Here is a 13,214-nt window from a genome sequence, read left to right as displayed (position 1 = left end):
GGCAGCCTACCGGTGGGTCAGCGCCTCAGATGGACGAGGGTGAGGTGATCGTCCATGCGCTCGCGGCGGGTCTCGCGGTAGCCCAGGCGGCGGTAGAGGCGCAGGTTGCCCTCCGACAGGTGGCCGGTGTAGAGGTCGAACGCCGTCGCCTCCGGGACCTCGTCGTGCAGCGCCCGCAGCAGGGCCGTGCCGAGCCCCTCCCCCTGCCGGTCGGGCGCCACGACGAGCCGGCCCACCAGGCAGGTGGTGCCCGACAGGGCGCCGCGCACCGCGCCGACGATCCGCCCGGCCTCGACGGCCTTGAGCGCGAGGCCGGTCTCGATGGCCTTGCGGACCTGCTGGACGGACTCCACCAGCGGCGGGATGTACGGGTCACCGTAGAGCTGGGCCTCGCTCACGTAGGCCGCGCGCTGGAGGGTCAGGATCTCGCCGGCGTCCTCCGCCCTGGCCCGCTGGATCTCCACGCCGAGCACCCTACACGCGTCGCCGCCCTCCCCACGCCCCTGAAAGCTCCCGTGACGCCCGGACGGCACGTCCTCCGAGGAAGGGGGCCGGAGAGCCTCCTCGCCGCCGTCAGGGCGATCTCGGCGTCCGCACGCGAGAAGGCCCCGCACGATGCCGTGCGGGCCCTTCTCGGTGACGTGCTACCAGGAGATCAGCTCTGGCCGCCCGCGAGCTTCTCGCGGAGGGCCGCCAGCGCCTCGTCGGAGGCGAGGGCGCCGCCGGCCGGGGCCGACTGGCCGCCGCCCTGCTGACCCTGCGGCTCGCCGTAGGACGTGGGAGCCGCTTCGCCCGCCTCGGCCTCGGCCTTGCGAGCCTCCTCGATCTGCTTGCGGTGGGCCTCGTAGCGCGTCTGGGCCTCGGCGTACTGCCGCTCCCACTCCTCACGCTGCTTGTCGAAGCCCTCCAGCCACTCCCCGGTCTCCGGGTCGAAGCCCTCGGGGTAGATGTAGTTGCCCTGGTCGTCGTAGGTGGCCGCCATGCCGTAGAGGGTCGGGTCGAACTCGACCTCGGCGCCGACGCCCTCGTTGGCCTGCTTCAGCGACAGGCTGATGCGGCGACGGTCGAGGTCGATGTCGATGATCTTCACGAAGATCTCGTCGCCGACCTGGACGACCTGCTCCGGGATCTCCACGTGGCGCTCGGCCAGCTCGGAGATGTGGACCAGGCCCTCGATGCCCTCCTCGACCCGGACGAACGCGCCGAACGGCACCAGCTTGGTGACGCGGCCCGGCACGACCTGGCCGATCTGGTGGGTGCGGGCGAACTGCTGCCACGGGTCTTCCTGGGTCGCCTTGAGCGACAGGGAGACGCGCTCGCGCTCCATGTCGACGTCCAGGACTTCGACCGTGACCTCCTGGCCGACCTCGACGACCTCGGACGGGTGGTCGATGTGCTTCCAGGACAGCTCGGACACGTGGACCAGACCGTCGACGCCGCCGAGATCGACGAAGGCGCCGAAGTTGACGATCGAGGACACGACGCCCTTGCGGACCTGGCCCTTCTGGAGGGTGTTGAGGAACGTCTGGCGAACCTCGGACTGCGTCTGCTCCAGCCAGGCACGGCGCGACAGGACCACGTTGTTGCGGTTCTTGTCGAGCTCGATGATCTTGGCTTCGAGTTCGCGGCCGACGTACGGCTGCAGATCGCGGACACGGCGCATCTCGACGAGGGACGCCGGGAGGAAGCCGCGGAGGCCGATGTCGAGGATGAGACCACCCTTGACGACCTCGATGACGGTGCCGGTGACGATGCCGTCCTCGTCCTTGATCTTCTCGATCGTGCCCCAGGCGCGCTCGTACTGAGCACGCTTCTTGGACAGGATCAGGCGGCCCTCCTTGTCCTCCTTCTGGAGAACGAGGGCTTCGACGTGTTCGCCGACCTCCACGACGTCAGCCGGATCGACATCGTGCTTGATCGAAAGCTCACGCGAGGGGATGACTCCCTCGGTCTTGTAGCCGATATCGAGAAGGACCTCGTCTCGATCGACCTTGACGACGGTGCCCTCGACGATGTCGCCGTCGTTGAAGTACTTGATGGTCTCGTCGATCGCGGCGAGGAAGGCTTCCTCGGACCCGATGTCGTTGACCGCTACCTGCGGGGTGCTCGAGGTGGCCTCAGTGCTGGACGTCATGTGTGGAATTGCTCCGAACGCGGACAGGATGTCGATGTGGCGGACGCGCGGCAGGCCCTCTTCCGCATCAAGCCGAGGAATTACGACATCGACGAGACCGAGCGCGAGCCCGCTCCGTCTGAGGCGCGCGCGAGCCCACAGCGCAGCGATCAGCATATGAGACCAGAGCGGCGGGGTCAATCCGGCCAGGACATTCGCCACATCTAGTAGCTGTTGATCAGGAGACCGCGCTTGGCCCCGATATTACCCCTAAGTCGGGCCGGGACGGAGATCCGCCCGGGGTCGCCGTCGGACACGTACCGCTCACGGGGATGCTTGTCCAGCCACTCCAGCCAGTGCTGCGAGCACCACTTGCGGCATTCTCCCTTCTTGCCGTTGCTCTGGATCCGCTGGATCGCGCCACGATCGAATTTTTTCGCGTACGGCGAAAGCGACGGCTCCGCCCCGGCCAGGAAGACCCCATCGAAGGCGTACCGGGTGCCCTCCCACGCGCCGGAGCGCGCGGCCTTCTTCTTGCGCGGCATGGACCCGTACGGCAGCGCCATGGTCTTGGCCGGACCCGCGCCCAGGCGGACGAGCAGGCGCTCCAGCTTGGCGAGCTGCTTGCGGACGGTCCGCGTGGGCACGGCCCGGAGGTTGGGGTGGCCCCAGGTGTGGTTGGCCACCTCGAACCCGTTGCCGGCCAGCCAGCGCACGGCCGCGGCCTGCTCCTGCTCGGTCCGCAGGCCGAACGGCGTGTGGTTGATCCAGAACGTGGCCACGGGCCGGAAGTCGGGATATCTGGCCGCCGTCTCCAGGATGATCGCCACGGCCGTGTCGGGTTTGACGTTGCCGTGGGCGTCGAGCCCGAAGTGGCTGGGGTGCCCGTCGTCGAAGGTGAGCACGACGGGGAACTTCCCGGCCGGCACCCGGATGTCTCCGGCGGCGAACTCCCTGGCGCTGATCGGCACGTACCCTTGCCGGGCGAGCTTGTCCAGCTCCTTCCTGAACTGGGCGGGGGTGCGGTCGATGGACGCCTGCCGCTTCTTGACGATCCGGTGGTACATGATCACCGGAATCTTGCCGAGCTCGTTGGCCTTGACCTCGCGGGCGAGCTCGGGCGTGGCGACGATTCCCGGCGGCGGCGTCGCCTCGGTGACCGCTGTGGTGGGCGCGGTGGTGGGCGCGGTGGGCGCGGGCGTGGCGCGCTGGGGTAACGCCGCGGGTGGCGGGGCGGAGGGCTCGCCGGAGATCAGCAGGAGCCCGATGATCGCCGTCACCACGACCACGACGTTCGCCAAGCCGATGATGCGCGCCTGGAACGATGTGGACCGCACAGAACTCCCGTACCGCTCGGGGAAATCGAACCCACAGAGTAGTCCAGAACCACCGCGGACCTCTGAGCCCTACGGGTTACCCGGTCAAAAGAGGGCAAACCCGGCAGGAGTCAGTGGCCGGCGTCCTCCCAGGTGCGGCCCACGCCGATCGACACCTCCAGCGGCACCCGGAGGTGGTAGGCGGCGTTCATCTGGTCGGTGACGAGCTGCCTGAGCGTCTCCAGCTCGCCGGGCGCCACCTCGAACACCAGCTCGTCGTGGACCTGGAGCAGCATCCGCGAGGACAGCCCCTCCTCGCGCAGCGCCTGGCGCACGTGGAGCATGGCGACCTTGATGATGTCGGCCGCCGAGCCCTGGATGGGGGCGTTGAGCGCCATCCGCTCGGCCATCTCGCGGCGCTGGCGGTTGTCGCTGGTCAGGTCGGGCAGATAGCGGCGGCGGCCCATCATGGTCTCGGTGTAGCCGTTGGTGCGGGCCTGGCGGACGATCTCCTGCAGGAAGTCGCGCACGCCGCCGAACTCCTGGAAGTATTCCTCCTTGAGCGCCCGGGCCTCGGCCACCGCGATGTTGAGCTGCCCCGACAGCCCGAAGTCGGACAGCCCGTAGGCCAGGCCGTAGTTCATCGCCTTGATGCGCGCCCGCAGCTCGCCGTCGATCTGCTCGGGCGACAGGTCGAACACCCGCGCGGCGGTCGCCCGGTGGAAGTCGTGGCCCGACTCGAAGGCGGCGATCAGCGACTCGTCGCCCGACAGGTGGGCCATGATCCGCAGCTCGATCTGGCTGTAGTCGGCGGTCAGCAGCGTCTCGTAGCCCTCGCCGACGACGAAGCCCTGCCGGATGCGGCGGCCCTCGGCGGTGCGGATCGGGATGTTCTGCAGGTTGGGCTTCTCGGACGACAGGCGGCCGGTCGCGGCGATGATCTGGTTGAACGTGGTGTGGATGCGGCCGTCGTCGGCGATCTCCTTGATCAGGCCCTCGACCGTGGTGCGGAGCTTGGTCTGGTCGCGGTGGCGCAGCATGATGACCGGCAGCTCGTGGTCGGTCTGGGTGGCCAGCCAGGCGAGCTGGTCGGCGTCGGTGCTGTAACCGGTCTTGATCTTCTTGGTCTTGGGCAGGCCGAGCCTGGTGAACAGGATCTCCTGCAGCTGCTTGGGCGAGCCGAGGTTGAACTGCTCGCCGACGACCCGGTGGGCCTCCTCGACGGCGTGCTTGACCGCGGCGCCGAACTCGGCCTCCAGGCCGGTGAAGTAGTCGCGGTCGACGGCCACGCCCGCCCGCTCCAGCTCGGCCAGCACGGTCAGCAGCGGCAGCTCGACGTCGGTGAGCAGCTGGGTGCCGCCGCGGCCGGTCAGGAAGGCCTCCAGCGCGTCGGCCAGCTCGCGCACCGCGTGGGCGCGCAGCGCGAGGTCCTTGGCCGGGGCGTCCTCGTCGTCGCCGAACAGCGCGGCCTGGCCGCTGGGCTCCTCCTCGGCGCGCAGGTCGCGGTGGAGATAGCGCCTGGCCAGGTCTTCGAGGGCGAACGTGCGCTGGCCCGGCATCGCGAGGTAGGCCGCCAGCGCGGTGTCGCAGGTGAGGCCGCGCAGGTCGAGGCCCTGCGCCCACAGGGCCAGGATCGGGCCCTTGGCGTCGTGGACGGCCTTGGGCCTGGACTCGTCGGCCAGCCAGGCGCGCAGCGCCGCCTCGTCGGCCTCGGTGAGCTTGGCCGGGTCGAGGTGGGCGGCGGTGCCGTCGGGCGAGGCGACGGCGATGGCGTCGACGCGGCCGGTGCCGCTGCCGTAGGAGCCCTTGAAGGCCAGGCCGGCGCGGCCCTCGGGCATGGCCGACAGCCAGCCCGGCACCCGGTCGGGGCCGAGGATCACGGTCTCCACCTCGAAGCCCTGGTCGGGCTCCTGCTCGCCGGTGCCGAGCGTCTTGAAGACGCGCTCGCGCAGCTCGCCGCGGATCTGGAGGGTGTCGAACAGCTTGTTGAGCTCCTCGCGGTCCCACGCGCCCTGCCTGAGCTCGGCGGGCTCGGCCTCGACCACGACGTCGCGCAGCAGCTCGGTGAGCCGGCGGTTCATCAGCACCTGGGCGACGTGCTCGCGCAGCTTGTCGCCGACCTTGCCCTTGACCTCGTCGACGCGGTCGACGAGCGCGGTGAGCGAGCCGTACTCGCGCACCCACTTGGCGGCGGTCTTCTCGCCGACGCCGGGGATGCTGGCCAGGTTGTCGCTGGGGTCGCCGCGCAGCGCGGCGAAGTCGGGGTACTGCCGCGGGGTGAGGCCGTACTTCTCCTGCACCGCCTCGGGGGTGAAGCGGGTCATGTCGCTGATGCCGCGCCGGGTCATGAGCACGGTGACGTCGTCGTCGACGAGCTGCAGCGCGTCGCGGTCGCCGGTGACGATGAGCACGCTCATGCCCTCCGCGGAGGCGCGGGTGGCCAGGGTGGCGATGAGGTCGTCGGCCTCGAAGCCGGGCTTGGACAGCCGCGGGATGCGCAGGATGTCGAGCAGCTCGTAGATGAGCTGCATCTGGCCGCGGAAGTCTTCGGGGGTCTCCGCCCTGTTGGCCTTGTAGGCGGCGTACTCCTCGTGCCGGAAGGTCGGCTCCGAGCGGTCGAAGGCCACCGCGATGTGCGTCGGCTGCTCGTCGCGCAGGATGTTGGTCAACATCGACGTGAACCCGTAGACCGCCTCGGTGTGCTGACCGTCGGTGGTCATGAGGTTGGCGTCCTTGAGCGCGTAAAAGGCGCGGTAAGCCAGGGAATGCCCGTCGAGCAGCAGCAGGCACGGGCGGCTGGGGGTCACTTCACTCTTCGGCACACAGGCAGCCTAGTCTGCGACTACGACAGAAAACCCGAGCTGGAAAGACTGGAGGCGTCCCCTTGACGCAGATCGATCCCGCGGTCGGCCTCGCCTTCGTCCGTGACAAGACCGGCGTGCTCGCCGAGCGCATGGGCATCGAGTTCCTGGAGGCCACGCCGGAGCGGGTGGTCGCCCGCATGCCGGTGGAGGGCAACACGCAGCCGTACGGGCTGCTGCACGGCGGCGCCTCGGTGGTGCTGGCCGAGACGGTGGGCTCGACCGGCGCGGCGCTGCACGCCGGGCCCGGCAGGATCGCGGTCGGCGTCGAGATCAACGCCACCCATCACCGCTCGGCGACGTCGGGGTTCGTCACAGCCGTCGCCACTCCCCTGCACGCCGGGCGTACGCTCGCCAGCTACGAGATCGAGATCTCGGACGAAGCCGGGCGGCGGGTGTGCACCTCGCGCCTCACATGCATGCTGCGTGACGCCTGAGTCCTTTGCGTGACTTTTGTCCGCCCTTTGCGCATGCCCCCCACAGGTCGCTACGGTTGTGTGCACTAGAGCCCGCGGGGAGGCCGAGTAGATAACAGGTGAGGCCGGGGAAAGCCTTGCATGGTCCCAAAGGCCGCCCCTCGGGCTCTTTCATCCCCCCTCGATCGTTAGCAATCTGTGACTGTCACCTGCCAGGTGCAACCCTCGATTTAGCCCCTGACCTGCCACCTTCGTTTGCTCACATGAGTGACACACACATGTCACTAAATGGTGACGAAGGATACTGAACCGGGCGTACGCGAAATAAGCTCCCGCCACAGCATCCCAGTTGTGCCTGCGATGCCCGCGTGTCGAGATGGAGGGGCACAACCCCGCCTTGACCTAATTGAGGGAGCACCATTGCGCAGAGCCGTGATCGCGTTCACGGCCTTCCTGGGTGGACTCATCCTGCTGCTCACCGTCCCGGCCCATGCGGCCGCACCGGAACAGAGCCTCAGGGGAACACTCACATTCCAAGGCCAGCCAGTGAACGGCGTGAAGATCGTGGTTACCACCGAAAGCGGGCAACCCGTTCAGGAGGTCACCAGCAACGCCCAGGGCACGTGGGAAGTGCCGATCGAGGAACCCGGCCAGTACAAGGTCACACTGGACGCCGCCACGCTCCCGCAGAACATGGCGATCCGGGGGGGCAACAACCAACGCGCCCCGACCGTGTACGAAGGCAACCCGACCACCGTCTTGTTCGCCCTGCAGGCCAAGGCCGCGGACGGCGCGGCGACGCCCGACGAGGGCGGCGGCAGCGCGTTCTGGCAGCGCGCGGCGCAGCTGACTTTCGAAGGCTTCAACCTGGGGCTGATCATCGCCCTGGCGGCGCTCGGCCTGTCGCTCATCTACGGCACCACCGGCCTGACCAACTTCGCCCACGGCGAGCTGGTCACCCTGGGGGCCTTGCTCGCCTATCTTGTGAACGTTCCCTTCGGCCTGCACATCATCCCGGCCGCGGTCATCGCGGTCATGCTGGCCGGCGGGATCGGGTACGCGCAGGACCGGTTCTTCTGGGGCCAGCTGCGCAGGCGCGGCACCGGCATCATCGCCGCGATGATCGTCTCGATCGGCGTGGCGCTGTTCATGAGATACCTGTTCCTCATCCTGTTCGGCGGCGAGACCCAGGCGTACGCCCAGTACAACGCCCAGGCCGGCCTCCAGCTCGGCCCCATCTCGGCCACGCCGAAGAACCTCATCTCGATGGGCATCGAGCTGATCGTGCTCATCGCCGTCGGGTTCGCCCTGCTGCGCACCCGTACCGGCAAGGCCGCCCGCGCGGTCGCCGACAACCCGGCGCTGGCCGCCTCCTCGGGCATCAACGTCGACCGGATCATCCGCATCATCTGGACCGGCGGCGGCGCCATCGCCGCGCTCGCGGGCGTCATGCTCGGCCTGTCGCAGAACCTGAAGTTCACGATGGGCCAGGAGCTGCTGCTCCTCATCTTCGCCGGCGTCACGCTCGGCGGCCTCGGCACCGCCTTCGGCGCGCTCATCGGCTCGATCATCGTCGGCCTGTTCATCCAGGTCTCGACGCTGTGGATACCACCGGAGCTCAAGAACGTCGGCGCGCTGGCCGTGCTCATCCTCGTGCTCCTCTTCCGGCCGCAGGGCATCCTCGGCCGCCGAGAGCGGATCGGCTGACGGGGGAATCATGAACTGGGACATCATCCTCTCCACCACCCTCAAGGCCGCCATCGGCGTCGAGACGGTGTGGTACGCGCTCGCCGCCATCGGCATCAACATCCACTTCGGCTACACCGGCCTGCTCAACTTCGGCCAGTCGGCGTTCCTGGCCGTCGCCGGCTACGGCCTGGCCGTCACCGTCACCGTGATCGGGCTGCCCTTCTGGATCGGCATCGGCGTCGGCCTGGTCGCCGCGGTCCTGCTGGCCTTCCTCCTGGGCATCCCCACGCTGCGGCTGCGCGCCGACTATCTGGCCATCGTGACCATCGCCGCGGCGGAGATCGTCAGACTCATCTTCCGTTCCGTGGAGTTCAAGAGCGTCTTCGGCGGCTCCGACGGCCGGCGCGGCTTCTCACAGGGCTTCTACGAGATCAACCCCTACGCGGAGGGGACCTACGGGTTCTGGCCGCTGAGCTTCAACGAGCGCGAGATGTGGGTGCTCACCGTCGGCTGGGTCCTGATCGCCATCGCCTGCCTCATCGTCTTCCTGCTGATGAAGAGCCCGTGGGGACGCGTGCTCAAGGCCATCCGCGAGGACGAGGACGCCGTGCGCAGCCTCGGCAAGAACGTGTTCTCCTACAAGATGCAGTCGCTGATCCTCGGCGGCGTGCTCGGCTGCCTGGGCGGCTTCGTCTACGGACTCGCCACCGGGTCCGTGCAGCCCGACATCTTCGGCACCGAGACCACGTTCTTCGCCTACACGATCGTCATCCTCGGCGGCGCCGCCCGCGTGTTCGGCCCGGTGGTCGGCGCGTCGATCTTCTGGGTGCTGCTGGTGCTCGTCAACGGCCTCCTCAGCGGCGCGGTGCAGTCCGGAGTCATCACCTTCATGGACATCACGCAGGTCGGCCCGTTCCGCTTCCTGCTGGTCGGACTGGGGCTGATCCTCCTGCTCGTCTACCGCCCGCAAGGCATCTTCGGCGACAAGAGGGAGCTGGCCATCAATGCACGCTGAGACCGCCACCGACCGCAAGGCCGCCGCGCTGGCCGCGTTCAAGGACCTCCCCCACGAGCCGGGCGTGGCCAAGCCCGACCCGATCCTCGTGGTCGACAACGTCGTGCGCCGCTTCGGCGGCCTGACCGCCGTCGACGTCGGGCACGTGGAGGTCCAGCGCGGCTCCATCACCGCCCTCATCGGCCCCAACGGCGCGGGCAAGACCACGTTCTTCAACCAGCTCACCGGCTTCGACACCGCCGACTCGGGCGAGTGGACGTTCAACGGGCGCAAGATGAACGGCGTGCCGGCCCACAAGGTCGCGCGCGCCGGCATGGTCCGCACCTTCCAGCTCACCAAGGCGCTGTCGCGGCTCACCGTGCTGGAGAACATGAGGCTCGGCGCGCAGGGTCAGAAGGGCGAGAACTTCTGGCGCGCGCTGATCCCCGGGTCCTGGCGCGGCCAGGAGGACCGGATCACCGCCCGCGCCGACGAACTGCTGGCGAGGTTCAAGCTCGACGCCAAGCGCGAGGACTTCGCCGGCTCGCTCTCCGGCGGCCAGCGCAAGCTGCTGGAGATGGCCCGCGCCCTCATGGTCGAGCCCGAGCTGGTCATGCTCGACGAGCCCATGGCGGGGGTCAACCCGGCGCTCACCCAGTCGCTCCTCGGCCACGTCAAGGACCTGCGCGAGCAGGGCATGAGCGTGCTGTTCGTCGAGCACGACATGGACATGGTGCGCGACATCAGCGACTGGGTCATCGTCATGGCACAGGGCGCCGTCATCGCCGAGGGCCCGCCGGACACCATCATGTCCGACCAGCGGGTCATCGACGCCTACCTGGGCGCCCACCATGACGCGCCGCTCTCGGAGAGCGAGCTGGAGGAGCAGCTTCACGAGGCCGAGGACGCGCTTGAGGCCGAGATCCAGGAGGAGAGCAAGTGAACGCCGTCCCCGAGTCCAAGGCCGCCGTCACCGACCGCAGCGACCATCTCAGCGGCGCCGAGAACGCCGTGCTCCGCTGCGACGAGCTGATCGCCGGCTACCTGCCGGGTGTCAACATCCTCAACGGCTCCGACCTGTACGTGGGCGACGGCGAGCTGATCGGCATCATCGGCCCCAACGGGGCCGGCAAGTCGACGCTCCTCAAGGCCATGTTCGGGCTGGTCGACATCCGCAGCGGCACGGTCACGCTGAAGGGTGAGGACATCACCAACATGAAGGCGCACCAGTTGGTCTCGCGCGGCGTCGGCTACGTCCCGCAGACCAACAACGTCTTCCCCAGCCTGACCATCGAGGAGAACCTCGAGATGGGGGCCTTCCAGGCGCCCGCCAAGTTCAAGGAGCGCTTCGAGTTCGTCTGCGAGCTGTTCCCGGCGCTCAAGGAGCGGCGCAAGCAGCGCGCCGGCTCCCTGTCGGGCGGTGAGCGGCAGATGGTGGCCATGGCCAGGGCGCTCATGACCGAGCCGTCGGTGCTGCTGCTGGACGAGCCGTCGGCGGGCCTGTCGCCCAAGCTGCAGGACCTGGTGTTCCTCCAGGCCCAGCAGATCAACAAGGCCGGCGTCACCATCATCATGGTGGAGCAGAACGCCCGGCGCTGCCTGCAGATCTGTCACCGCGGCTACGTGCTCGACCAGGGGCGTAACGCCTACACCGGCACCGGACGCCAGCTCGCCGACGACCCCAAGGTCATCGAGCTGTACCTCGGGACCCTCGCCAGGGCGTAGGCGTAGATCACGGCACGAAACGGAGAAGGGGCTCCACCCGGGGCCCCTTCTCCGTTTTCAATGGCCATGTGAACCGTTTCGTGGCGTTCGTGCTCATGCTCCCCGTCCTGGCGGCCTGCGGGCAGGCCCCCGCCGCCGGCGCCTACAGCACCGGCGGCGACCCCGGCGACGATCCGTGCGCGCGCGTGGTCTCCGCCATCGGCTACGCCGGCCTCCTGCTGGAGCCCGCGGGCGAGGAGGACGCGCAGCGCTTCGAGGACGCCGTGCTCGGCCGCCTGGCCGAAGTGCGCGGCATCACCCTCCAGTTCGGCCCTCGCCTGCCCGCCTCGCTCGGCGGCGCCGTCCGTACGGTCGAGGCCACCACCCAGGACCTGTCCGTGGCGAGCCTGCCGCGCGCGCGGCAGGTGGCACTGCTCAAGGAGTACCGGGCCGCCGCGGGGCGGATCGAGGAGGGCTGCTCCTGAGCACGTGAAAGGGCCCCGGTCCTCAGGGGGGAGGGACCGGGGCCCGGTGGCTCACCGGAGGAGCGATCAGCCCTCGATGTTGCCCGTGCGGTACTCGACGGCCTTGGTGCCGTACTTGTTGTCGTCGCCGTACTCGTAGATGCCGATGGTGGCGACGGCCGGGTCACCGGCGTCGTTGAACTCGACCGGACCGCTCACGCCGTCGTAGTCGATGTCCTTGCCGGCCTTGAGCAGCTCGACGCAGGTCGGGAAGCTGTCGCACTTCTCGCCGCCCTTGCTGACCTCGGCCAGCTTGGCCGCGATGGCCGTGCCCGAGTCGCTCTTGGCGGCCTCAGCGGCCAGCGCGAGCAGGTTGGCGGCGTCGTACGACTCCGGCGCGTAGCTGAAGTCCTCAAGGTCACCGTCGACCTCGAGGAGCTTCTTCTGGAAGTCCTCAGGAGACGCGGCACCGGGGATCGTGCCCTTGACACCCTTCAGGGTGCCCTTGGGCATGTCGGCGTAGTTGGTGTTGGAGGTGTTGCCGTCGACCATGTACCACTTGTGCTTGTCGGCCGACAGACCCTGCTTGACCAGCTCGTTGATGACCTTGGCGGTCTCCTCGAAGCCGATGAGCACGATGCCCGCGGGGTTCTTCGCCTTGATCTTGGCGATGTCGGCGGCGAAGTCGGCGGCCTTCGGGTCGTAGTCGACCCGCTCGACCACCTCGGCGCCACCGTCCTCGACGGTCTTGACGACCTGGTCGGCCAGGCCGGTGCCGTAGGAGTCCTGCATCGCCATGATGGCGACCGTGGCGTTGCCGTCGGCGACGATCAGGTCACCGAGGACGCGGCCCTGCAGCTTGTCCGGCGGCGAGGTGCGGAAGTAGAGGCCCTTGTCGGCGATGGTGGTGAACGTGTCGGAGGTGTTGGCCGGGGAGAACTGGATGACGCCCGCGCCGGTGATCTTGTCGATCACCGTCTCCGAGACCGACGAGGAGGCGGCGCCGATGATGGCGTCGGCCTTCTGCGCCAGCAGGTTGTCGACCGACTGGGAGGCGATGTTGGTGGTCGTGTCGCCGGAGTCGGTGTGGATCTTGACGACGTCCTTGCCGAGCACGCCGCCGGCCTCGTTGATCTCCTTGACGGCCAGGTCGACGCCCGCGAACTCGGGCGGGCCGAGGAACGCGAGCGACCCCGTCTGCGGCAGCAGCGTGCCCAGGGTAAGCGTGCCGTCGCCCTCTGCCGCGGGGGCCGCGGAGGATGGCGCAGCCGATGACGGTGTGGATTGCGAGGCGGTGTCGCTGCCACCACCGCAAGCTGTCAGGGCGAGGCTGGTGGCAGCCACGACAGCCAGCACCCGTCCCACGGGAGCAATGCGGACCATGAAGTAATCTCCTTCATTCCAGGCCGGGATCCGTCAGCACGCCGAGCGTTCCCGATCGAATGACGGAAACGTACAAAATGCCTGCATGGTGATGCCAGGGCAGCGGGGTAACTGTCGGCACTTGGATGCGGAGTCGTAATCAGTCCTCAACTTACGCGCGTGATCGGCGGGTGCTTAATCTGCGTCGGTGAAGCGGATAACGGCACTCCTCCCCCTGATGGCCCTCCTCGCAGGTTGCGGCGGTGACAGCGTGCCACCGGCCGACCCCGCACCG

11 protein-coding genes are annotated in these 13,214 nt (G+C 68.7%); 6 read left to right on the top strand and 5 right to left on the bottom strand.

The window, feature by feature from the left end:
• Positions 1 to 17 precede the first annotated feature (17 nt).
• The 4 genes from KME79_RS04950 to polA form a co-directional block, all read right to left on the bottom strand.
• Positions 18 to 464 (bottom strand): GNAT family N-acetyltransferase, encoded by a 447-nt coding sequence (locus KME79_RS04950; RefSeq protein ID WP_261808659.1) that lies wholly within the window; start codon positions 462 to 464, stop codon positions 18 to 20.
• A 191-nt stretch (positions 465 to 655) separates the two neighbouring features.
• Positions 656 to 2,134 (bottom strand): 30S ribosomal protein S1, encoded by a 1,479-nt coding sequence (rpsA, locus tag KME79_RS04945; protein ID WP_148032607.1) that lies wholly within the window; start codon positions 2,132 to 2,134, stop codon positions 656 to 658.
• Positions 2,135 to 2,337: 203 nt separating this feature from the next.
• Entirely contained in the window at positions 2,338 to 3,450 is a 1,113-nt protein-coding gene (locus KME79_RS04940; protein WP_219543459.1) for a polysaccharide deacetylase family protein, read from the bottom strand.
• Between the two features lie 110 nt (positions 3,451 to 3,560).
• Positions 3,561 to 6,251 (bottom strand): DNA polymerase I, encoded by a 2,691-nt coding sequence (polA, locus tag KME79_RS04935; protein WP_219543458.1) that lies wholly within the window; start codon positions 6,249 to 6,251, stop codon positions 3,561 to 3,563.
• Between the two features lie 62 nt (positions 6,252 to 6,313).
• Here polA and KME79_RS04930 point away from each other — a divergent pair, with 62 nt between their 5' ends.
• The 6 genes from KME79_RS04930 to KME79_RS04905 all read left to right on the top strand — a co-directional run bounded on the left by KME79_RS04930 (position 6,314) and on the right by KME79_RS04905 (position 11,578).
• Positions 6,314 to 6,727, top strand: a complete 414-nt coding sequence (locus KME79_RS04930) for a PaaI family thioesterase (RefSeq protein ID WP_372452401.1) — start codon at positions 6,314 to 6,316, stop codon at positions 6,725 to 6,727.
• 534 nt (positions 6,728 to 7,261) lie between these two features.
• Positions 7,262 to 8,413, top strand: coding sequence for a branched-chain amino acid ABC transporter permease (locus KME79_RS04925; RefSeq protein ID WP_308248791.1), 1,152 nt, complete (start codon positions 7,262 to 7,264; stop codon positions 8,411 to 8,413).
• A gap of 10 nt (positions 8,414 to 8,423) precedes the next feature.
• A complete protein-coding gene (locus KME79_RS04920) occupies positions 8,424 to 9,410 on the top strand; it encodes a branched-chain amino acid ABC transporter permease (RefSeq protein ID WP_148032610.1) in 987 nt (328 codons plus the stop codon).
• Positions 9,400 to 10,332, top strand: a complete 933-nt coding sequence (locus KME79_RS04915) for an ABC transporter ATP-binding protein (protein ID WP_219543456.1) — start codon at positions 9,400 to 9,402, stop codon at positions 10,330 to 10,332. The genes KME79_RS04920 and KME79_RS04915 overlap by 11 nt, the downstream gene beginning before the upstream one ends.
• On the top strand, positions 10,329 to 11,114 hold the full coding sequence (locus KME79_RS04910; protein ID WP_148032612.1) for an ABC transporter ATP-binding protein: 786 nt from the start codon (positions 10,329 to 10,331) through the stop codon (positions 11,112 to 11,114). The genes KME79_RS04915 and KME79_RS04910 overlap by 4 nt, the downstream gene beginning before the upstream one ends.
• 68 nt (positions 11,115 to 11,182) lie before the next feature.
• Entirely contained in the window at positions 11,183 to 11,578 is a 396-nt protein-coding gene (locus KME79_RS04905) for a hypothetical protein (protein WP_219543455.1), read from the top strand.
• A 66-nt stretch (positions 11,579 to 11,644) separates the two neighbouring features.
• Here the strand turns inward: KME79_RS04905 and KME79_RS04900 are convergent, their stop codons facing one another.
• Complete coding sequence (locus tag KME79_RS04900; RefSeq protein ID WP_219543454.1) at positions 11,645 to 12,940, bottom strand: ABC transporter substrate-binding protein; 1,296 nt, start codon at positions 12,938 to 12,940, stop codon at positions 11,645 to 11,647.
• Positions 12,941 to 13,214: the final 274 nt, after the last annotated feature.

Origin of the sequence: Nonomuraea harbinensis (assembly GCF_019396385.1) — a bacterium.
GTDB classification, from domain to species: Bacteria; Actinomycetota; Actinomycetes; order Streptosporangiales; family Streptosporangiaceae; genus Nonomuraea; species Nonomuraea ferruginea.
Note: the sequence above shows the minus strand (reverse complement) of the source record. Positions and strands in the feature narration are given on the sequence as shown.